We start from the raw sequence: 22000 nt of genomic DNA on the forward strand, positions 1-22000 counted from the left end.
ATGGTATTGGTGGTGTTTTTGGTGGGGTAGCGCGAAGTTTGCTTTTTAAAAATGAAAAATATTTTTTGCCGATAGCGAGCACTGTGGCGGATAGGCGACGTAATCATTCCTGCCAATTAAGCTTGTTTGAAAGCTCATCTTGACAACGAAACCCGCTTCGCCGGAAACCATGGTTTTTACGCTATCGGCGAAACGCCGTTCGCCATCCTGTCCCATTCTTCCCCTGCGCCGGACTGGCATGGCCCTTGCATCAGGGAGGCATGGGCCACCCGCCCGCCTTCCACCGGAGCCTGTCATGACCAGCCGCCTGCTCGCCTATCGTCCCGAAATGGAATTGCCTGACGCGCCGGGCATGCTGCCGCTGCAGCAGGAAGATGCGCTGGCGCTGGCGGCGCAGTTGCTGGAATTGCAGGGGCCGGCCCAATTCGATGCTTTCCTGGCGCGCCAGCTGGGCGCCACTGCGGCGGGCCAGCAAGTGCGCGGCACGCCGCTGGAAGGGCCGCTGCGCCAGTTGCTGGGCAAGGTGGTGGCGCCCTTGCTGCCCCTGCATGGTGGCTCGCCGCAGGCGCTCAAGCGGCGCGCTGCGGCCATCTTCGGCATGGAACTGGAAGGATTGAGCCCGGAAGACAAGGAATTCGAACTGGCGCGCCAGGTCGTGCACCTGATCGATGCCGTCAACACGGCGCTGGTGCAGGACGGCGTCCTGGGCGCGCGCGACCCCAGGACGCGGGTGGACGCGGCCCTGCTGCAAGTGGCACGCCGCGTGGCGCCAGGCTTGCTCAGGCAGGCGGCGCAAACGCCGGGACGGGATGGTGGCCATTGGCGCCGCGAGGGCGGGCACATCGTCGTGCTCGATTGTTAGCCGGGCGGTTGCTGCGTCCGGCACTGTTGTGTCAACCGAGGTGCTAACTTTGAGGAGTTCATCATGCATGACTTGGATCGTACGACCCTGGAATACGGACAGGAAATGTCCGGTTTTGAAGCGGAACAGTTCGAGTTTGGCCAGGGCGAGTGGAGCGGCGAGGGCGGCGCGAACGCCATGTTTTCCGAGGCCGAAGAGATGGAACTGGCGAATGAACTGTTGTCGGTCAGCAATGAAGCCGAACTGGAACAGTTTCTCGGCAATTTCCTGCGCAAGGCCGCCTCCGTGGCGGGCGGCATCATCAAGTCTCCCGTGGGACAAGCGATCGGCGGCGTGCTCAAGGGCGTGGCGAAGAAGGCCATTCCCCTGGCGGGCGGCGCCATCGGCGGCTATTTCGGCGGCCCGCTGGGCGCCAAGATCGGCAGCGGCCTGGCCTCGGCCGCCGGCAGCGCCCTGGGGCTGGAAGCGGAAGCGTCGTCGAACGAAGACCGCGAATTCGAGGGCGCCAAGCAGTTCGTGCGCCTGGCGGCCGATACCGTCAACCGCGCCGCGCAAGCGCGCGGCAATGGCGACCCGCGCGCCATCGCCCAGGCGGCGGCCAGCGCGGCGGCGCGCCAGTTCGCGCCAGGCTTGCTGGGCCGGCCGGGCGGCCAGGCCGCCACGCAGAACGGCAGCGGCGCGGGTGCGGGGGGCGTGGCGCCGGCCGGCGTGCGCAGCGGCGCCGGCATGCGGCCATCCAGCGGCCGCTGGGCACGCCAGGGCCACAAGATCGTCCTGTACGGCGTGTGACATCATGGCCATCGGCGCTTATGCAGCCTGGATGCTGGAGCAGGAGGCGCGCTCGCTGCTGACGCGGCTGGCGCGGCTGGAACCGTTTGCGCTGATCGAGCCGACGGTGCTGGCGGCGTCCCTGATGCCCAGCGCCCAGTCGGCCATCGAAAGCCAGCTGGTGCAGGGCCGGCGCGCCTTGCGGCGCATGGTGGCCCAGTTCCAGTGGTGGCTGCGGCGCGAGCACGCCGACGGCGCCAGCATGGCCACGGCTGCCGAGGCCCAGCGCCGCTTCACTTTCCTGCGCCTGAAGTTCAATGCCGCGCTGACCCAGTTCGACCTGTTCAACGAAGTCATCACGCAGCGCAGCGAGCACAAGACGGGCGTGTGGCTGGCCGGCCTGGACATCGTTGCCGCCGATGCGCTGGCGCTGCCCGGCGATGTCTACCAGGCGCCGCCCGTGATCTGCTACCTGGACCGGGGGCCGGGCGCGGCCATCCGCCGTGCGCGCACGCGCCTGCCGGGCGGCGGCGACAATCCCGTCGCCATCATCCGCCTGCCGCGCGAACGCATGATCGGCAGCGGCATCGCCTCGTCGCTGGTGCACGAGATCGGCCACCAGGGCGCGGCGCTGCTGGACCTGGTGGCGTCCTTGCGGCCCGTGCTGCAAGCCATGCAGCACGGCGGCAGCGGCCTGGTGCACGTGTGGCAGTTGTGGGAGCGGTGGATTTCCGAGATCGTGGCCGACTTCTGGTCGCTGGCGCGGGTCGGCGTGGCCGCCACCCTGGGCCTGATCGGCGTGGTGAGCCTGCCGCGCGTGTTTGTCTTCCGCCTGAATATCGACGATCCCCATCCGGTGCCATGGCTGCGGGTGCGCCTGAGCTGCGCCATGGGACGGGCCCTGTATCCGCATCCGCAGTGGAACCGCCTGGAACAGCTGTGGCTGTCGTACTACCCGCTGGCCGGCCTGCCGCCGGCCCGGCAGCGGCTGCTGGAACAGTTGCAGGCCAGCATGGACGCCCTGGTGGGCTTGCTGGTGCAGCACCGGCCGCCGGCCTTGCGCGGCGGCTCGCTGGTCGAAGCCATGGCCGTGCACACGCGCCAGCCGGCCATGCTGGCGCAGCTGTTTCGCAGCTGGACCCTGGCGCCGGAGCAGATGTACCAGGCGACGCCGACCCTGGTGTTCGCCGTGCTGGGCCAGGCGCGCGCCAGCGGCACCTTGAGCCCGGAAGACGAAAGCGAGCTGCTGGGGCGTTTGCTGACCCACTGGGCCCTGCGCAGCACCCTGGACACGTCGGAGCTGTGCGCGGATGTCGTGCGGCATGGCCGCCGGTCCGGCAGGCCGTTTGATTATCCATTGAGGAGAATGACATGAGCAGCAAGATGAGCAGCAAGATGAGCAGCAATATGGGTGGCAAGATGGGCAGCAGGAGCGGGGCGGCGGGCCAGGCGAACCCGAAACAGCAGGGCGGCAGCATCGTCGTCACCGTGCACGAGCAGGACAGCGGGGCCATGGTCGTCAATGCCGCGATCAGCCTGTACCGGGGCGCCGACGCCGACTGCCATGATTTCAACGCTGCCGCCTGGCAAGCCGACCCCGCCATGCTGGTGGGCGTGCGCTGGACGGATGGCCGTGGCAGCACCGTGTTTGCCGACCTGGCGACGGGCAGCTACGTGGGCGTGTATGGCAATTTCCCCGCCACGGCGCCCCAGTGCGTGACGGTGCAGGCCGGCTGCAGCGCCGTGCTGTGCTTCAAGCCGCAGCTCAACCCGCAGGTGGGGCTGGCCTTCGAAACGCCGGACTGCCATCCCAGCGACTGCAATTTTGGCAGGGTGGGCGACCGCGCCGTGGCCACCGTCTCGTTTGACGGCGATCAAAGCGCCGACGGGCGCGACCAGGTGCAGGTGCTGGCCGCCGCGCCATGGGTGCCCATGCGCGGCACGCCGAACGCCTTTTCCACACCCGTGCGGCGCGCCGGCATGCACCGTTTCATGGCGCAGATGATGCTGTCGCAGCGGCCCGACCTGCGCGGCGCCTTGCCCGTGCCGGAAGGGCTGAGTCCGAACGCCATGCTGGCCGTGGATGCGGAATACGAGACGGAAGAGCGCCAGCCGCAGCCCATCTCGGGCAATGTGGGCGTGTCGCTGACGCGCACGGAAACGGAGCCGACGGAAGACTTGCCCCTGTGGACCCTGATACGCAACAGCACCGAGGCGATGTCGTTTACAAATTACCTGCATTTCATGGACAGCCTGTTTTGCGGCGACCTGGCCGCCGTGCGCGGCTTCGAGCAGGAGCGCTTCGTCAAGAAGGCCGACATGTTCCAGCAGCTCAAGCAGCGCCGCGCGCTGCCGTTCTCCGATTCGGACTCCTACCGCGTGCTGAAAGTGGCGACGGAAGCGTTCGTGATGGTCAATTGCGGCGTGCTGAACCAGCCGCTGGCCTTCAATCCGGCCGAAGACAACGCCTATCTGGACCGGCGCGACATCCCCCAGGGGCGCGACCTGGAAACCGTGCTGCGCAACGATTACCTGGAAAACATCGACGGCTTCCAGACCTTGCCCTACCTGGCCGTGATCCGGCGCAAATTGCCCGACATCCCCATCAGCATCCCGCGCGGCCAGGAGGGGGAAGTGGACCTGTGCTTTGGCATCATCCAGGAAAAGCTGGCCAATCCCTGCCTGCTGGAACTGATCTGGTCGTACTGGCACGAAGAGGGCATGCTGGTGCAGACCATGAACGCCATCGCGCAACGCTTCCAGAACCTGCGCGCCCCCGGCGGCGGCCTCGATCCCCTGTCGAACACGGAAATCGACATGTTGCGCCCGCTGAATAACTTGCTGTGGGGCTACACCCAAGATGAGCAGCACCGGCTCACCGTGGTGCGCCGCAACTATGAGTATGACCATCACTACGGCGTGCGCCTGGACGGCAAGGCAGTGCAGCACTTCCGGCCTGCCGACAGCCGCTCCAAATTCCTGGAAGCATTCCACCACCTGCTGCGCCTGCTCACTTCCTTCTACAAGCAGGATGACGACACCACCGTGAAGGCGGACGCCTTCCCCGTGCTGAATGCCTTGAAGGAAATTCATTTGATTCTGTCGCAGGGCGCGCACAACCAGTTCGGCGACTTGCCGTCGACGGCGCGCATCGAGATGCTGATGCAGCAATGGATGCTGGCGCGCCCCGAATTCCGCGAATTCTTGCCGACGCGCGTGATGGTGGCGTATCCGGAACCGTGGATGGACAGGGTCGATGCCATGAAGAAATTGCAGGGTTGGACGGATACGAGCGTGATGCACTTCCGTAACCTGGCCATCTTTGGCGAGCAATTGCTGCTTTCAGTGCGCTATGGCAACTGGAGCGACATCTACGAACCCACGCAGGCATTCAACTGGGCGCGCTTCTGGCGCCCGCAAGTGCAGGGCTATATCCACGGCTACCGCGCCGCCACCGGGGTCGACCTGTCCGTCGACAGCAGCGACCCGGCGATCGAAGCGACGATGCCCTCGGTATTGCTGCGCCAGCGCCTGAGCCAGCAGCTGCGCAGCGTCTAGGACGGGAGCGGGGCGCGTGCATGCTCGATTTTACCAGTGCGCTGTATCTGGGCATGCGCCATCCGGCGCCTTCGCTGGCGCCGTGGAGCAGCCTGACCCTGGGTCAGCCGGCCGCGCTGCAGGAGCCGCCCGGCGCGCAAGCCCTGGCAGCAAGCCTGGCTGCGCTGCAAGGCTGCGAGGCCGCCTGCGTGCTGCCGTCGACCCTGCACCTGTTCTGGGACCTGTTCGGCATGCTCGCTGCCGAGCGGCTGGTGATCCTCGTCGATGGCGGCAGCTACGCCATCGCGCGCTGGGGCGCCGAGCGGGCGCAGGCGCTGGGCTTGCCCCTGCGCATGTTTCCCAGCGGCGAGATGGCGGTGCTGCGGCGCCTGGCGGCGGACTGGGGCCGGCAGGGGCGGCGCCCGCTGATCCTGGCCGACGGCTATGTGCCGGGCAGCGAACAGGTCTTGCCGCTGGCCAGCTACGCGGCCCTGGCGCGCCAGGGAGGCGGCTATCTGCTGCTGGACGACACGCAGGTGCTGGGCGTGGCGGGCACGGCTGGTGGCGGCTCGGCGCGGCTGCATGGCTTGCCGGGCGGCTGCGACAAGGGGGGCGGCCACCTGATCGTGGGCGCCTCGCTGGCCAAGGGCTTTGGCGTGCCGCTGGCCGTGCTGGCCGGCAGCGGCAACTTGCTGCGGCGCTTCGCGGCGCGCAGCCAGACGCGCGTGCATGCCAGTCCGCCTTCGGCAGCCGTGCTGGCGGCGGCGCGGCGCGCGCTGGCGCTCAATGCGCGCCATGGCGACGCCCTGCGCGCCAGGCTGGCGGAGCGGGTGGCGCAATGGAGGGCGGGGATGGCGGCGGCCGGCATCGCCTGCGAGGGTGGCAGCTTTCCCGTGCAGCGCCTGCCCGGCCGCGCCCATTTGCAACAGGTCTTGCGCGCAGCAGGCGTGCTGTCGCTGGCGCAAGCGGGGGACGGTCCCGGCGCGCTGACTTTTCTGCTGCGGGCCGACCAGACGCCCCGGCAACTGGAGCAGGTGATGGGCTTGCTTGAATATCACATCAGGAGGCGATATGAACGAAGCGTTTGAAATGCTGCCCTTTGCGGGGCAGCCGGGAGCGGCCGGCGAGCAGGAATGGCAGGGAGAATGGTCTCTAGAGTGGTCGCAGGAGTGGCAAGGGGAAGAAGAGGGCGAGGCCGAAGGGGAGGGCGAGCGCTGGCCCCCCGGTGGCGCGCGCGGCGGCATGCGCGGCGGCGGGCTGCGCGCGCGGCCGCCCCTGCGCGGACAGCGCCGTCCCGCGCCGCCGCGCTACCAGGCGAATCCGGCGCGCAGGCCGCCGCGTCCCGCACCGCCGCCCTTGCCCTATCTGCCGCCGCGCTACTGGGGCTGGGGCGGTTATGTGCCCCTCTACCCGACCCTCTATCCGCAGGCCTATCCCGTGGCGGAGCCGGCGTTTGGCGACCAGCAGGAACCGGAGCCGGGCATCGATGCGGGCCAGGATCAGGGCCAGGACGATGACGGGCAACAAGGTGAAATCCCGCCCACCCTGGCCGGCACCATGGGCCGGGTGCCGGAAGCGGCCGCCTTGACCTACCAGGCGCTGGGGCCGCTGGCCAATGCCTTGCGCGACCCGAATGGCCGCGGCCCGGGCCTGTACGTGGTCGAATTCGATGCTGGCGGACGGCGCCGCGCCTACAGCGGCCAGACGGACGATCTGCACCGCCGTTTGCTGCAGCACCGGCTGTGCGGCCAGATGATGGGCATCGACTTGAGCGGTCACCAGGTGTACGTGGCGGCCCTGTCCTCGGCGGCGCAGCGGCGCCGCATCGAGCAGCGCATCCACGACGACATGTTCGCCAACCAGCGCGGCGTGCTGACCAACCAGCGGCGCGAACTGGAACTGGCCGTGCTGGGCGAAATGTGGAACTGACGACAGCCCGTTCATTACTGCGAAGGAGTGCATCATGCATCAACTCGAATGTGAATGCGCGCAATGCCGCCAGCGGGCCGGCGCCGCGTTTGAAGTGCTGGAATTTGGCGAAACCTGGTCCGGCAAGGGGAGCGCCCCGGTCCTGTTCAGCGAAGAGGAAGAGTTGCAGCTGGCCATGGAATTGCTGGAAGTGTCCAGCGAGGAGGAACTGGAACAGTTTCTCGGCAACGTGTTCAAGAGCGTGTGGAAGGGCGTCAAGAAGGTGGGTGCTACCATCGCCAAGGTGGCCAAGCCCCTGGGCGGCGCCTTGAAGGCCGTGGCCAAGACGGCCTTGCCCTTTGTCGGCGGCGCCCTCGGTTCGATGATCCCGATACCCGGCGTGGGCACGGCGCTCGGTTCGGCCCTGGGGCGCGCCGCCAGCAATGCGCTGGAACTGGAGATGGAGGCCGCGGCGCCGGCCGACCGCGAATTGGAGCTGGCGCGCCGCTTCGTGCGCATCGCGGGGCAGGCGGCGCGCCTGGCGGCCGACGGCGACGGCAGCGCGCGCGCCGTGGAAAGCGCGCTGACGCGGGCCCTACACCAGCAACTGCGGCATTTCCGTTCGGCCGCGCCGCAGGGCGAGGAGGAGGGCGGGCGTTGGCGCCGGCGCGGCAACCGCATCGTCGTCATGGGCGACTGGCAATAGCACGGTAAGATGATCATCGACTGCCATTGCCATGCGGGACCGGGCGACGGCTTGAGCGGGCCGTGGGACAGCGATGCGCCGCTGCAAGCCTATCTGCGCCGCGCGCAGGCGGCCGGCATCGCCCGCAGCGTGCTGTTCGCCACCTTCCACTCCGATTACGCCATCGCCAACCATGGCGTGGCGCGCCTGGTCGCCTCCGATCCGCAGCGTTTCTACGGCTTTGCCTTCGTGCATGCGCGGCGCGACCGGGGCCGCATCCTGGACCTGGTGCGCACGGCCGTCGAGCGCTACGGTTTTGTCGGCATCAAGGCGCACCGCCTGGATGCGCGCATCAGCGGCGAAGTGTGCGACGCGGCCCGTTTCTTCGGCTTGCCCGTGCTGTACGACCCGGCCGGCGAGGTGGCCGTGGCCGAACTGCTGGCGCAGCAGTATCCCGATGTCGATTTCATCCTGCCCCATCTGGGCAGCTTCGGCGACGACTGGGCGGCGCAGCTGGCGCTGGTCGACCATCTGGCCCGCCACCGTAACATCCATGCGGATAGCTCGGGCGTGCGCCGCTTCGACTTGCTGCAGCAGGCCGTGCGCCGCGCGGGGCCGCACAAGGTCTTGTTCGGCTCGGATGGCCCCTGGCTGCATCCGGGGCTGGAATTGCACAAGATTCAGCTGCTAGGCTTGCCGCCAGCCGATGCGGCTTTGATTACGGGTGGCAATTTCTTGCGGCTGGCGCGGCTGGTTTGAGGCAGATCAAGGCGCGGCCGGCGGAATCGCAATCGTAGCGGCAGTCGCGGCTGGCGTCGCGCAGGCGGCCGCCTTGCGGCGTATCTGCAAGGCGCGGTCCGTCACGCCCAGGCGGGCGGCGGCGCGCTGGTTGTTGCCGTGTTCCTCGGCCAGCACGAGGCGGATGGCCATGTCGGTGGCGCAGCGCGCGATGTGCGACAGCTTGCAGCCCTGGGCCAGGGCCCGCCGCACGGCCGCTTCGAAGTGCTGGTCGGGCCAGGGCGGCGCCAGCAGCCGTTCTTCGGGGGGCAGGGCGCCGATGGTGATGGGGCCGGGGCCGCAATGGCGGTGCCAGATGCGCGTGACGGTCTGGCGCAGCTCGCGCACATTGCCCGGATAGTCGCGCAGCAGCAGGTATTCGCGCACGGCGGCGTCCAGCGGGGGCGGCTGCTGCTGGGCCAGTTCGGCGAGGAAATGCCGGGCCAGCGGCAAGATGTCGTCCTGGCGCTCGCGCAGGGGCGGGGTTTGGCAACGCCAGCCGGCGATGCGGTAATACAGGTCGGCGCGGAAGGCGCCGCGCGCCACCTCGTCTTCCAGTGCACGGTTGGTGGCGCAGACGAGGCGAAATTGCGTCGGCTGCCAGGTATTGCCGCCCACGCGCTTGTATTTGCGTTCCTGGATGGCGCGCAGCAGCTGCGCCTGCAGGGGCAGCTGCAGTTCGCCCACTTCGTCGAGGAAGAGCACGCCGCCGTCGGCCAGGGCGAAAGCGCCATCGCGCGGCGCCGCCGCGCCCGTAAACGCGCCCCGTTCATGGCCGAACAGTTCGCTGCCCGCCAGTTCCGGCGACAAGGTGGTGCAGTCGAGGATGGTGAAGTCGCCCCGGCAGTTGCCCAGGCGGTGGACCAGTTGCGCCAGTAAATCCTTGCCCGTGCCCGTCTCACCCGTGATCAGCATCGGGGCCTGGCTGAAGGCGGCCATTTCCACCACCTGGTGCAGCAAGGCGGTCCAGGCAGCGCTGCCGCCCACCAGTTGCTGGCGCACGGCGCTGGACGCCAGCAGCTGAGCCACGGCTTGCCAGCGCTGCAGGCGCGCCAGCACCTGGCCCGCATCGACGGCGCCGCCAGGCCACAGCAGCACATCGAGCGCGCCGGCCGCCAGCAGGGCCCGCTGTTGCGCACAGCTGAGGGCCTGGCCGCAGGCGGCGATGGCCAGCACGCGGGCATGGCTGCACAGCGCCGGCAGCGCTTGCAGCAGCGCCGTATTGGCTTCGGCGAACAGCACGATGCCCGTTCCATCTGCTTCGTCATCGTGCCGCCGGGCTATAGTTACCTGAGCCTGCTTCAAGGCCGCCGCCAGCAAGGCGCCACTGCCAGCCGCCGCCTGCTGCATGATTTCCAGCCACACCTTGAGCGTCATAGGCCTGCCGTCACGAGGGCACGAGTCGCCCATCTTAGAAGCCCGATACCCCAGCCGTTTGATCTGGCGCAAGCGTGCGCGCTGGCCCACAATGAAAAACGCCGCCTGATCTGCATCAGGCGGCGCCAGTGAGCGCGGTTCCAGCAACGTCATCAAGCAACGTCACGAGAATGGCTAAAAACGTTCAGGGCAAGGCGCATTGCCGAAGACAGTACGAATAGTACGGCTAGGCAATGCAACGCCGCCATGGACGATTTTTAGGCGTTCTCATCCATCTTGACGCAATCGACGAAGTAGCCGCGCTTGCCATCGACTTCGCGTTTCACGAGGCCATGCACATCCGTCTCGAAGCCGGGGAAGCGCTCGTTGAAGTCGCGTGCGAAGCGCAGGTAGTCGACGATGGTCTTGTTGAAGCGCTCGCCCGGGATCAAGAGCGGGATGCCTGGTGGGTACGGCGTCAGCAGGATGGACGTGATGCGGCCTTCCAGTTCGTCGATGGCCACGCGCTCGATTTCGCGGTGCGCCATCTTGGCGAACGCGTCCGACGGCTTCATGGCCGGGATCATGTCCGACAGATACATTTCCGTCGTCAAACGGGCCACGTCGTAAGCCTTGTAGAAATCGTGGATTTGCTGGCACAGGTCGCGCAAGCCCATTTTTTCGTAGCGTGGGTTGGCCGCCGCAAATTCCGGCAGGATGCGCCACATCGGCTGGTTCTTGTCATAGTCGTCCTTGAATTGTTGCAAGGCCGTCAACAGGGTATTCCAGCGGCCCTTGGTGATGCCGATGGTAAACATGATGAAGAACGAGTACAGGCCGCATTTTTCAATGATGACGCCGTGCTCGGCCAGGTACTTGGTGACGATGGACGCGGGGATGCCCGTGTCGCCGAACTGGCCGTCCAGCGACAGGCCCGGGTTGACGATGGTCGCCTTGATCGGGTCGAGCATGTTGAAGCCGGGAGCGAGGTCGCCGAAACCGTGCCAGTCATCTTCGGCGCGTATCATCCAGTCTTCCTGCTGGCCCATGCCTTCGTCGTTGAAGCTGGCCGGCCCCCACACCTGGAACCACCAGTCCTGGCCCCATTCCTGGTCGATCTTTTTCATGGCGCGGCGGAAATCGAGCGCTTCCATGATCGACTCTTCCACCAGGGCCGTGCCGCCCGGCGCTTCCATCATGGCCGCGGCCACGTCGCACGAGGCGATGATGGAATATTGCGGCGAGGTCGAGGTGTGCATCAGGTAAGCCTCGTTGAAGGCGTCCTGGTCCAGCTTGACCGTGTCCGATTCGCGCACGAGGATTTGCGAGGCCTGCGACAGGCCGGCCAGCAATTTGTGCGTGGACTGGGTCGAGAAGATCATCGATTCCTTGGCGCGCGGACGGTCCTTGCCGATGGCGTGCATATTCTTGTAGAAATCGTGGAAGGTGGCGTGCGGCAGCCATGCTTCATCGAAGTGCAGGGTGTCGATCTTGCCGTCCAGCATTTCGCGCAGGGTTTCCACGTTGTAGATCACGCCATCGTAGGTCGATTGCGTGATGGTCAGGATGCGCGGCTTCTTGTTCTTCGCTTCGCGCGCGAACGGATTCGCTTCGATCTTGCGGGCAATGCTTTCCGGCGTGAATTCATGCAGCGGGATAGGGCCGATGATGCCCAGGTGATTGCGCGTCGGCATCAGGAACACGGGAATGGCGCCGCACATGATGATCGAATGCAAGATTGACTTGTGGCAATTGCGGTCGACGACGACGATGTCGCCTGGCGCCACGGTCGAATGCCACACCATCTTGTTCGAGGTCGAGGTGCCGTTCGTGACGAAATAGCAATGGTCGGCGTTGAAGATGCGCGCCGCATTGCGTTCGGACGCGGCGACAGGACCCGTATGGTCGAGCAGCTGGCCCAGTTCCTCGACGGCGTTGCAGACGTCGGCGCGCAGCATGTTTTCACCGAAGAACTGGTGGAACATCTGGCCGATCGGCGACTTCAGGAAGGCCACGCCGCCCGAGTGGCCGGGGCAGTGCCACGAGTAGGAACCGTCGTTGGCGTAGTGCACCAGCGCGCGGAAGAACGGCGGCGACAGGCCGTCCAGGTAGGATTTCGCTTCGCGGATGATGTGGCGCGCGACGAATTCCGGCGTATCTTCGAACATGTGGATGAAACCATGCAGTTCGCGCAGGATATCGTTGGGAATATGGCGCGAGGTGCGCGTTTCGCCGTACAGGTAAATAGGGATGTCGGCGTTCTTGTAGCGGATTTCCTCGACGAAGGCGCGCAGCGACTTCAAGGCGTGATCGGTTTCCTCGATGGAACCGGCGCCGAATTCTTCATCGTCGATCGACAGCACGAAGGCTGACGCGCGCGATTGCTGCTGGGCAAATTGCGACAAATCGCCGTAGCTGGTCACGCCCAGCACTTCCATGCCTTCTTTTTCCATTGCGGCGGCAAGGGCGCGAATGCCCAGGCCGGACGTATTTTCAGAACGGAAATCCTCGTCAATGATGACGATGGGGAAACGAAATTTCATGCATGTCTCCAAAAAAGCAAGCCGCCCCTGACAGATGTGAAGGGGCGGACTAGGGCGCGACGGTCAGGCGGTAGTGCAACCCGGCAGCCGCATAAAAAAAATAAGAACGGGATTCTCGCAGAAATGCGGCCTCTGCGGGAAAAAAATATCGCCCCAAAGCGCCACAAGCTTGCGCTAGCGTGACGCAACGGTGTGACAGGGGTATTACAGCAACATTCTGTTAATCAATATCAACCTTATCAGGCTTTGCGTTGCAAGGTGACAAAGGCGTAAGGCAGGCCGGATTTCTCCGAAACATGCGCTTCGCGCGCGGTTTCTTGCCACACGGCATGATCCACGGCGGGGAAAAACGCGTCGCAATCGAACGTCTGGCCAATTTCCGTGACGATCAGGCGCTGCGCCAGGGCCAGCGACTGTTTATAGATGTCGGCGCCGCCGATGACATAGCCTTCGGCGCCGTCCAGCAGGGCGATGGCCGCTTCCAGCGACGGCGCCGCTTCCACGCCTTCGTGGCGCCAGTCCGGATTGCGCGTGATGACGATGTTGCGGCGGTTCGGCAGCGGGCGGCCGATGGAATCGAAGGTCTTGCGGCCCATGAGGATGGGGTGGCCCGTCGTCAAGCGCTTGAAATGCGCCAGGTCTTCCGGCAATTTCCACGGCAGGGTGTTGTCGATGCCGATGCCGCCTTGCTGGTCGGTGGCGACGATGATGGTCAGTAAGCTCATTGGTTCTGTGAAAAAGGTGGGGGCGAGGCCCGATGCCCGTCATTATCGTTGAAATTGCCGGCAGCCTCCAGATGCGCACGCATGGCTTGCGCCAGCGCGCCTGGCGCTTCCAGCGGAATCATGTGGCCGGTATCGTCTTTCAGTATGTGCAAGGTGGCTTGCGGCAGGCGGGCGGCCATGGCGCGCAGGTCGTCGGGATCGACGAGCTTGTCGTCTTCGGCGCCCACGATCAGCACGGGGAAATCGAGTTCCGGCAAGCGCGCCATCAGGTCGGGGCGGTCTATCGTGGTGAGAAATTGCGCCAGCAGCACCTCCTTGCCCAGGTCCAGTCCCATCTGCTGGATCAGGCCCGTGATGGCGCCGTCCTGCAAGTGCGACGGGTGCAGCAATTCGCGCAGGCGCTGGCGCGTGATGCCCGCATAGGCATTGCGATCGAGCATGGCGACGATGCGCTGGCGCGCTTCGACCTCCGCCGGCAGCAAACCTTTGGCCGAATTGGCGATCAAAGTGAGGGATTTCACACGCTGCGGATGCGCCAGCGCGTGTTCGAGCGCCAGGTAGGCGCCCAGCGAAAAGCCCACCAGATGGGCTTGCGGAGCGCTGTGGCTGGCGATCATCTGCTGCATTTGCGGGCGCGTGCGCGCCTGGTGCAGGGGGATGTGCTGCAGCTCAAAGGCGTCGCCCAGGGCGGGCGCCAGGCGCGACCACAGGCGTGCGTCGCACAGGGTGCCAGGAATGCAGTCGAGTCGTATATTGATCAAGGACAAACCTAGTGTGAAAAATTTTTGTCGAGCGGCATTATCCGTCATTTTGCGCATGGGGACAGCGGCACGATTTTTCCGTATGGCATTATTTTCAATAGTGCGCGGCTGGCAAGCCGGAACTTTATGGTAGGCTCATGGCTCATCAAGCTGGCGTGCCGGCGACGTGACCTGAAACACCGAATGCAACCCCCACATTAAAGAGGAATTACCATGGCGATCAGTTTGCAAAAAGGCGGCAATGTCAACCTGAGCAAGGAAGCTCCCGGCTTGAAGAAAATCGTGATTGGCCTGGGCTGGGACCCGCGCGCCACCGATGGCGCCGCTTTTGACCTGGACGGCAGCGCTTTCCTGTTGAAAACGGATGGCAAGGCCCGTTCCGATGCCGATTTCATTTTTTATAACAACCTGAAGTCGGCTGACGGCTCCATCGTCCACGCGGGCGACAACACCACGGGCGGCGGCGATGGCGACGACGAGAAAGTGGCCGTCGACCTGGCCAGCGTGCCCGCAGACATCGACAAGATCGCCATCGCCGTGACTATCCACGACGCGGAAAACCGCAAGCAGAACTTTGGCATGGTGGGCAAGGCCTACATCCGCTGCCTGAACGGCGACAACGGCGCGGAAATCGCCCGCTACGACCTGTCGGAAGACGGCTCGACGGAAGCGGCCATGATCTTCGGCGAAATCTACCGCGCCGGCAGCGAATGGAAATTCAAGGCCATCGGCCAGGGTTTCAAGGGCGGCCTGGGACCACTGGCACGCTCGTTCGGCATTAATGCATAAAAAGCAATTGTTTGCGTAACTGTACCGGGTGGCATCGCTGCCCGGTTCTGTCCCTCCTTTCTTTCTCCCTGACTCCATGGAAAACCTGATCAAGGGGCAGCGCCTGGCGCTGTCCGGCCTCGTCACGGGCAACGTCGTGCAACTGGGGCTCGCCAGCGCTGGCGTGCCGCTGGACTTTGCCTGTTTCGGCCTCGACGCCAACGGCAAGCTGTCCGACGACCGCTACATGACCTTCTTTAACCAGCCGCGCACGCCGTGCGGCGGCGTGGAAGCGGCGGCGCCGTCCGGCGATGCGGCCGGTTTCAGCTATCAGCTGGACCGCTTGCCTGCCACCATCGAGCGCCTCGTCGTCACGGCCGCCATCGATGGCGCGGCCACCATGGCGCAGCTGGGCAGCGGCTACCTGCGCTTGCAGGATGGCGGGCGCGAGCTGGCCCGCTACACGTATGCGGGATCTGATTTTGCGCAAGAAAAAGCCGTCATGTTGGGCGAGTTCTACCGCAAGGACGGCGGCTGGCGCTTCATGGCCGTGGGCCAGGGTTTCAATGGCGGCCTGGACTCTCTGGTCGCCCATTTCGGCGGCGAAGTGGCGCAGGCGGCAGCGGAGCAGGCGCCGCCGCGCAAAATTTCCCTGTCGAAAATCTCGCTGACCAAGGCGGGCCAGACGCACAAGGTGTCGCTGCAAAAGGGCGCGGGCGCGCCGGGCAAGCTTACCGTCAAGGCCAGCTGGGTCGACAACGGCGATGGCGACGACGATAACGACGACCTCGATTTAAGAGTCGGCATACTCTTGCCGAACGGCCAGATGCGCTTCATCCAGGCACCCGATACGCCGGGCAGCTTCGACGTCATGCCGTACGTGCGCCACCTGGGCGACGTGGCGGGCGCATCGGGCAAGGAACCGGCCACGGAAACGGTGGAAGTCAATCCCGCGCTGGCGCAACAGTACGGCGGCACGGTGGGCCTCGTCTTCAGCGTGTATTCGGCGCTGGCCAATGGCGCCGTGTCGGTCGCTTCCATGCGGCCGAAGATGGTCATGCAGTATGGCGAGCAGATCGTCGAGTGCGCGTTCGACTTCCGCCTGTCCAAGGCGGCCGAGGACGATTCCGTCTACACCTATGTGATCGGCATGGCGCGCATCACGCCCGACAGCATCATCCTCGAACCGTCCGGCAAGACGTCGGAACCGGGCAGCGAAGCGACGCCGTGGCTGAGCTGGCAGGGCGAGAATCTGCAACTGGCCTTCAACGGTCCCGTCGTCTTCAAGGGCGAGGACAAGGAAGACGAAGATGATTTCAACGCGGACAATCCGCGCCGCTATATCGCCTAGGAGGCACTGATGGAAACCTTGTCCAAGGGACAGCGCTTGCCGCTGGCCAATCTCGTTCCCGACGGCGTGCTGCAGGTGGGCGTCGCTGCGCAGGGGCTGGCGCTCGACGTGGCCTGTTTCGGCCTCGACGCCAACGGCAAACTGGCCGACGAGCGCTACATGACCTTTTTCAACCAGCCGCGCACGCCGTGCGGCGGCGTGGAAGCGCGGGCCGGCAGCGGCGGCGACATGGCCGAGTTTGCCTTGCAACTGGCGCGCTTGCCGGCCGGCATAGACCGCCTCGTCGTGACGGCGGCCATCGATGGCGGCGGCGTGATGTCGCAGCTGCAAGCCGGCCACGTGCGCCTGCAGGCGGGCGCACGCGAGCTGGCCCGCTTCGCTTTCGCGGGTAGTGATTTCGCGCAGGAAAAAGCCGTCATGCTGGCGGAAATCTACCGCAAGGATGGCGGCTGGCGCTGCATGGCCGTGGGGCAAGGTTTTAATGGCGGACTGGACGCGCTGGTGCGCCACTTCGGCGGCGAAGTCGACCAGGCCGCCTCTGCTGCCCCTACGGCGGTTTCGGCCGTCATGCAGGCAAAGATCAACCTGGAAAAACGGGTCGAACGGGAAGCGCCGCAACTGGTCAGCCTCGTCAAGCAGGCGGGCGTGTCGCTGCAGAAAGTGGGATTGCTTGACCACCGCGCCAAGGTGTGTTTGTGCCTGGATATTTCCGGTTCCATGGGCCGACTATATAAAGAGGGGCTGGTGCAGCGCTTTGCCGAGCGCATCCTGGCCCTGGGCTGCAAGTTCGACGACGATGGCGAAATCGATGTTTTCCTGTTCGGCAAGAATGTCCACCATCCGGCGCCCATGGCCTTGAGCAACTGCAATACCTACGTGGGCCAGGCCATACAGCGCCATCCGCTGGAAGGCGACACGCGCTATGGCGCCGCCATGCAGGCGATACGCGCATTTTATTTCCCCGATGGCGCCGGCGGCGAACGCACGCGGCCCGTCGCCGCGGAATTGCCCGTGTACGTGATGTTCGTCACCGATGGCGGCACGAGCGACCAGGCGACGACGGAGAAACAATTGCGCTGGGCCAGCCATGAGCCGATCTTTTGGCAATTCATGGGCATCGGCAAGGGGCGCAAATCGAAAAGCAAGTTCCTCGCCGCCTTTGCCGATTCCGACTTCCCCTTCCTGGAAAAGCTCGACGAATTGCAGGGCCGCCTGGTCGACAATGCCAATTACTTTTCCGTCAGCTCGCCCGACGAGCACAGCGATGCGGAACTGTATGACTTATTGATGACGGAATATCCGGGCTGGCTGAAACTGGCGCGCGGCAAGGGCTTGTTGGGGTAGCGCAAAGGTAGTGCAAAGGTCATCGGATGAGGCTATGCGACCACAAGTGCGAGAGATTTGTAAATTGAAGTAAATAACAATGGTTCGCATTTGCTTTGCTCCTTGCAATCGTGGCATGCTTTGAGAATGTGCTCTCACGCTGCGGCGTAGTGCCTCATCCGTAGCGTCTCGATTATTTTTTAAGCAAATGCATAAAATCCTCTTTCACTGCCTGGCGGGCGGCAGCCTGCTCGTGTCCGGCGCCGCTGTCCAGGCGCAAACCGTCACCGGCGATACCGTCGTCAAGCCCGCACCGGCCAAGGCGCCCGCCGCCGATGCTCCCGCTACCGTCAGCGTGACGGCCGAACGTCCCACGGGCCGCATCGACCGGCAAGTCTACGACGTCAAGTCCGACGTGGGCAGCACCAACGGCACGGCGGCCGATGCCTTGAACAATGTGCCTTCGGTGGCCGTCGACCCCGACGGTTCGGTGTCCTTGCGCGGCAGCAGCAATGTGCAGATATTGATCGATGGAAAACCGTCGGCCATGCTGCAGGGCGATTCGCGCGGCGCTACGTTGAACGCCATGGCGGCCGACGATATCGAGTCCGTGGAAGTGATCAACAATCCCGGCGCCCAGTTCGGCAACGAAGCCGGTGGTGGCCCGATTTTGAACCTGGTGATGCGGCGCAACCGCAAGCCGGGCGGCTTTGCCACCGTCAACGCGAATGCGGGCATCGCCGGGCGCTACAACAGCTCCGTCTCCGGCACCTACAATGAAGGTCCGTGGGGCTACCAGGGCGGCATCAACGTGCGCCATGACGGCCGCAATTCCGTGGGCGAGGTCAGCCGCGAACGCCTGGACCGCGGCACGGGCGCCTTTGCCCCCAGCAGCCAGAGCTCCACCAACAATGGCTTGAACGATTCGCTGGGCTTGCACGGCACCGTCAACTACAACCTGAATGCGAACGACACCCTGGCCGCCAGCGTGTCGTACAACGGCCGCAGCAACGACCAGCGTTCGCTCGACCGGTATATCAACGGCGACAGCACGGGCAACACCATCGGCGACTATGTGCGCAGCACCGTGCGCAATGGCGACAGCCGTAACTACAGCTGGGGCGGGCGCTATGACCACAAGGGCGAGTTGCCCGGCGAAACCCTGAAAATCGACTTGCGCGTGTCGTCGTCCACCAACGAGAGCGACAGCGATTACGCGAATGCCTATGCGATCGCGCCCGTCAATGCATTTGACAGCCGCGCACGCCAGCATAGCGAGACGGGCAACCGCATCGTCGACTTCAGCGGCGACTACGAGCGTCCGCTGGCGGGCGGCACGGCCAAGCTGGGCTACAAGGTGGCCGACAACAAGAGCAGTTTCGACACTTTATATACGGACATCAATCCGGCCAGCCTGGCCGAGACCGTCAATCCCATGCGCAGCAACCGTTTCGAGCTCGACGAGCGCACCATCGCGCTGTACGGCTCTTACCAGATGCGCCTGAGCGAACGCTGGGGCGCCCTGGCCGGCTTGCGCGCCGAATACACGGACTTGAACGTGCGCCAGATCACCAGTGGCGTTGAGGCTGGCAACAATTACGTCAACTATATTCCCAGCCTGTTCGCCACCTATAAAGTCAGTGACGAGAGCAATTTGCGCTTCAGCTACGCGCACCGCATCCGCCGCCCGAATGCGGGCGATTTGAACCCCTACGTGGTCTACCGCGACGAGTTCAATGTGTCGGCCGGCAATCCCAAGCTGAAACCCACGCAGACGGATTCCTTCGAAATCGGCTATGAAACGAAGATCGCGGGCCTGGAAAGCAGCTTGCGCGCCTACCACCGGCGCGACACGGACGCCATCGTCGATTACCGCTATTTTATCAGCGACAATGTGCTGCTGACCACGCGGGAAAACGGCGAAGGCAGCCATTCGAGCGGCCTGGAATTCAGCGTCAGCGGCAAGCTGACGCCGTCCCTGACCCTGAACACGAGCGGCAACCTGGCGCGCAGCCAGCAGACGAGTTCCGACGACCTGGGCAACCGCAGCACGCGCACGGCCAACGCCCTGAGCGGCCGCGCGCGCCTCAATTACCAGATCAGTGCGGATAACCAGCTGCAACTGGCCCTGCAAATGCAAGGCAAGATGCTGTCGGGACAGGGCTACCGCTCGCCAAACAACACGCTGAACCTCAGTTTACGCCACACGGTGACACCGCAATTGAGCCTGGTCATGAATGTGACCGATGTGTTCAGCAGCAACAAGATGGAAACCGTCATCAACAGCGCCTCGCTGCGCGAAACGAGCACGCGCCGCTTTGACGGCCGCATGATTTATGTGGGCTTGTCGTACCGCCTGGGCGGCGCCACGTCGGCGGCCAAGGAGGGCGAACGGGAGCCGCGCTTCGGTCCGCCGGGCGGACGGGGGCCAGGCGGCCCCGGTCCCGGCGGACCGGGCGGCGAAGCAGGCTAGGCCGCCCACGCGATTTCGCGCAGGAAGTCGATGAAATCGTCCATATGGAGCTCGAAGCGCCATTCGCCTGCGCCATGTCTGGCGCGGTACACGGGCAAGTCGCCGTCGATGCTTCTTTCTTCCAGGTGCACGCAGTACGGGTCGCCGCCCGCATCGGCAATCACCACGAGCTTCGACTGCCAGCTCGCGATGTTGTGATGATGCACGGCATGGACGGCGTAGCCGTGCTGGGCCTTCACCAGCTCCGCCGCGCCGTACAGATGCAGGCCCTGCGGGAAGCGCTTGCCGTCGACATGCACGCGCAGCGGCGAATAGAATTGCAGGAAATGGCGGTAGATTTCCGGCAAGACCCATTGCGCGTCGATCTCGGCCATGTCCTTGGCGCTGGCCATGGTCAGCCAGTTCGACGGTTGCGCCAGGTCTTGCTCGCGCTGGCGCCGCAGCGCCAGTTTCCGCTCCAGGAAGGCGGCTGCTACTTGCAGGCGCGACCGCGGCTTGGCCAGCGTCTCATGCTTGGCGGGCGCCTTGTAGCCTGCACCGTCAGGGTAGCCGTCCGCTTGCCAGTCCAGCACGGCGCTTAGTCGCAGCTGCTCTGCCTTCCAGTGGCCGGGATCGGACGGCAAGTCCTGGTCAAACGGCTGGCGGCTGAACACGGCCAGGCTCTTGATCGCCTTGGCGCGCACTTCCAGCCTGGTGGCGCCGGACGCTGCCAGCGCCACCAGGGGCGCATACGCGTCCACGCCTATACTTTTCAGCAAGCCATCGACGCCCCAGTACGCCAGTGCGGGCTGCTCCAGTGCCCATGCGAAAAAGGCCGCATGTTGACTGCCTTCCACCAGATGCACGATATCCGTCATCAAAAAGGTGCGCCAGTGCAGCAGTTGTCCATCGCGCGCATACGCCGTCAGGATGTCGAGCACGGCCAGCCTGTCGTCCGCGGCATGCTTTTTCAGCAGCCGCTCTTTCAGCCTGGCGAACTTGCTGCCATCCGTTTCGTCAAACAGCTTGCGGTGCAGGGCGGCGAGTGCTGTGACCGCCATCAGACGGCCATCGCCGCCTTGATGGGCGCGTGGTGTTCATAGCCTTCCAGCGAGAAATCCGACGGCTCGATCTTTTCCAGCCATTCCGGCTCGTACTTGCCCGTCTTCGCGTAGTCGGGCACGCGCTCGGAAATGACGAAACGGGGCGCCGGGAACGGCGTGCGCTTCAATTGTTCTTCCACCATGTCGAGGTGGTTTTCATAGATGTGCGCGTCGCCGATGAAGTAGGTGAACCAGCGCGGCGTGTAGCCCGTCAGGCGCGCCACCAGGTGCAGCAGGGCGGCGCCTTCGGCGATGTTGAACGGCGTGCCCAGGCCGATATCGTTGCTGCGTACATATAAACACAGCGAGATTTCGCGCGTGCTGGCGTTCGGGATGAACTGGTACAGCAAATGGCAGGCGGGCAGGGCAACGGCGTCCAGCACGGCCGGGTTCCAGCCGTGGAACAGGATGCGCCGGCTGCCCGGATTGGTCATGATGGTGTCCAGGCATTCGCGCAACTGGTCGACGGCCTTGTACAGCAGCACTTTTTGCACGCCGCCCTCGACGATGGGGGCGACCAAGGTAAAGCCGTTCGCTTGCGCATCGGCGATCTGTGCGGGCTGGTCGGCGTCGAGCAGCTTATATGCGGGCCATTGGCGCCATTGCACGCCGTACACGGGGCCCAGGTCATCCTCGCCTTCGCGGTAGGGGTTGGCCAGCCATTGCGCGTTTTCATTGGCGTTCTGGTCCCAGACCTTGCAGCCCAGGGCGCGGAACTCGGCCGCGTTGCGCGAGGCGCGCAGGAAGGCGCACAATTCGCCGATCACGGATTTGAAAGCCAGTTTCTTGGTTGTCACGGCAGGGAAGTTGCCGTTGGCCAAGTCGAAACGCATCATGGCGCCCGGCACGCTCAGGGTGCGGATGCCCGTGCGGTTGTCTTGCCAGCTGCCCGTTTCGAGCACGGTCTTGATCAAATCTTGATATTGCTGCATGTATTTCTCCAACGGTAAGGATGGTGATTGTAACGCAGGCGCGACAGGCGGGCCGCGGCCCACGCACATAATTACGCTGCCGTCTTACCTGCAAACATGACTCTGTGGTAATTTGTGTGTCCTTGAAGAAATACATAGAAACGGCAGAT

The 22000-nt window shown here is 64.8% G+C and carries 18 protein-coding genes; 12 read left to right on the forward strand and 6 right to left on the reverse strand.

Annotated elements, in window-relative coordinates:
- Positions 1-295 precede the first annotated feature (295 nt).
- The 8 genes from CLU94_RS24895 (at position 296) to CLU94_RS24930 (ending at position 8519) form a co-directional block, all read left to right on the forward strand.
- On the forward strand, positions 296-862 hold the full coding sequence (locus CLU94_RS24895; RefSeq protein WP_099667607.1) for a hypothetical protein: 567 nt from the start codon (positions 296-298) through the stop codon (positions 860-862).
- 63 nt (positions 863-925) lie between these two features.
- A complete protein-coding gene (locus tag CLU94_RS24900) occupies positions 926-1651 on the forward strand; it encodes a hypothetical protein (RefSeq protein ID WP_099667608.1) in 726 nt (241 codons plus the stop codon).
- 4 nt (positions 1652-1655) lie between these two features.
- Positions 1656-3005 carry a hypothetical protein gene (locus CLU94_RS24905; protein ID WP_099667609.1) on the forward strand — a complete coding sequence of 450 codons (1350 nt, stop codon included), beginning with the start codon at positions 1656-1658 and terminating at the stop codon, positions 3003-3005.
- Positions 3002-5188 carry a hypothetical protein gene (locus CLU94_RS24910; protein ID WP_099667610.1) on the forward strand — a complete coding sequence of 729 codons (2187 nt, stop codon included), beginning with the start codon at positions 3002-3004 and terminating at the stop codon, positions 5186-5188. The genes CLU94_RS24905 and CLU94_RS24910 overlap by 4 nt, the downstream gene beginning before the upstream one ends.
- Positions 5189-5208: 20 nt before the next feature.
- The gene (locus CLU94_RS24915; RefSeq protein ID WP_099667611.1) at positions 5209-6255 is read left to right on the forward strand and encodes an aminotransferase class I/II-fold pyridoxal phosphate-dependent enzyme; all 1047 of its coding nucleotides are present in this window, start codon (positions 5209-5211) and stop codon (positions 6253-6255) included.
- Positions 6239-7096, forward strand: a complete 858-nt coding sequence (locus CLU94_RS24920) for a hypothetical protein (protein WP_099667612.1) — start codon at positions 6239-6241, stop codon at positions 7094-7096. The genes CLU94_RS24915 and CLU94_RS24920 overlap by 17 nt, the downstream gene beginning before the upstream one ends.
- A 34-nt stretch (positions 7097-7130) precedes the next feature.
- The gene (locus tag CLU94_RS24925) at positions 7131-7781 is read left to right on the forward strand and encodes a hypothetical protein (RefSeq protein ID WP_099667613.1); all 651 of its coding nucleotides are present in this window, start codon (positions 7131-7133) and stop codon (positions 7779-7781) included.
- 9 nt (positions 7782-7790) lie between these two features.
- Positions 7791-8519 carry an amidohydrolase family protein gene (locus CLU94_RS24930; RefSeq protein ID WP_099667614.1) on the forward strand — a complete coding sequence of 243 codons (729 nt, stop codon included), beginning with the start codon at positions 7791-7793 and terminating at the stop codon, positions 8517-8519.
- Between the two features lie 6 nt (positions 8520-8525).
- Here CLU94_RS24930 and CLU94_RS24935 read toward each other — a convergent pair whose 3' ends face one another.
- The 4 genes from CLU94_RS24935 to CLU94_RS24950 form a co-directional block, all read right to left on the reverse strand.
- The gene (locus CLU94_RS24935) at positions 8526-9914 is read right to left on the reverse strand and encodes a sigma-54-dependent transcriptional regulator (protein WP_257218987.1); all 1389 of its coding nucleotides are present in this window, start codon (positions 9912-9914) and stop codon (positions 8526-8528) included.
- Positions 9915-10171: 257 nt separating this feature from the next.
- Positions 10172-12436, reverse strand: a complete 2265-nt coding sequence (locus CLU94_RS24940) for an arginine/lysine/ornithine decarboxylase (RefSeq protein ID WP_099667615.1) — start codon at positions 12434-12436, stop codon at positions 10172-10174.
- 239 nt (positions 12437-12675) lie between these two features.
- Entirely contained in the window at positions 12676-13161 is a 486-nt protein-coding gene (locus tag CLU94_RS24945; RefSeq protein ID WP_099667616.1) for a dihydrofolate reductase, read from the reverse strand.
- Positions 13158-13922 carry an alpha/beta fold hydrolase gene (locus CLU94_RS24950; RefSeq protein ID WP_257218988.1) on the reverse strand — a complete coding sequence of 255 codons (765 nt, stop codon included), beginning with the start codon at positions 13920-13922 and terminating at the stop codon, positions 13158-13160. Before CLU94_RS24950 ends, CLU94_RS24945 begins: the two co-directional genes overlap by 4 nt.
- Positions 13923-14135: 213 nt before the next feature.
- Here CLU94_RS24950 and CLU94_RS24955 point away from each other — a divergent pair, with 213 nt between their 5' ends.
- From CLU94_RS24955 to CLU94_RS24970, 4 genes are all read left to right on the forward strand, one after another.
- Positions 14136-14711 (forward strand): TerD family protein, encoded by a 576-nt coding sequence (locus CLU94_RS24955; protein WP_099667617.1) that lies wholly within the window; start codon positions 14136-14138, stop codon positions 14709-14711.
- A 76-nt stretch (positions 14712-14787) separates the two neighbouring features.
- The gene (locus tag CLU94_RS24960; RefSeq protein WP_099667618.1) at positions 14788-16041 is read left to right on the forward strand and encodes a TerD family protein; all 1254 of its coding nucleotides are present in this window, start codon (positions 14788-14790) and stop codon (positions 16039-16041) included.
- A gap of 9 nt (positions 16042-16050) precedes the next feature.
- Positions 16051-17385 (forward strand): VWA domain-containing protein, encoded by a 1335-nt coding sequence (locus CLU94_RS24965; RefSeq protein WP_099667619.1) that lies wholly within the window; start codon positions 16051-16053, stop codon positions 17383-17385.
- A 187-nt stretch (positions 17386-17572) separates the two neighbouring features.
- The gene (locus CLU94_RS24970) at positions 17573-19837 is read left to right on the forward strand and encodes an outer membrane beta-barrel family protein (RefSeq protein WP_099667620.1); all 2265 of its coding nucleotides are present in this window, start codon (positions 17573-17575) and stop codon (positions 19835-19837) included.
- Here CLU94_RS24970 and CLU94_RS24975 read toward each other — a convergent pair.
- Positions 19834-20877 carry an SMI1/KNR4 family protein gene (locus CLU94_RS24975; RefSeq protein WP_099667621.1) on the reverse strand — a complete coding sequence of 348 codons (1044 nt, stop codon included), beginning with the start codon at positions 20875-20877 and terminating at the stop codon, positions 19834-19836. The genes CLU94_RS24970 and CLU94_RS24975 overlap by 4 nt on opposite strands.
- Positions 20877-21851 carry a thymidylate synthase gene (locus tag CLU94_RS24980; protein WP_099667622.1) on the reverse strand — a complete coding sequence of 325 codons (975 nt, stop codon included), beginning with the start codon at positions 21849-21851 and terminating at the stop codon, positions 20877-20879. The genes CLU94_RS24975 and CLU94_RS24980 overlap by 1 nt, the downstream gene beginning before the upstream one ends.
- Between the last annotated feature and the right edge of the window lie 149 nt (positions 21852-22000).

Origin of the sequence: Janthinobacterium sp. 13, from assembly GCF_002749695.1 — a bacterium.
Classification (GTDB): domain Bacteria; phylum Pseudomonadota; class Gammaproteobacteria; order Burkholderiales; family Burkholderiaceae_D; genus Janthinobacterium; species Janthinobacterium kumbetense.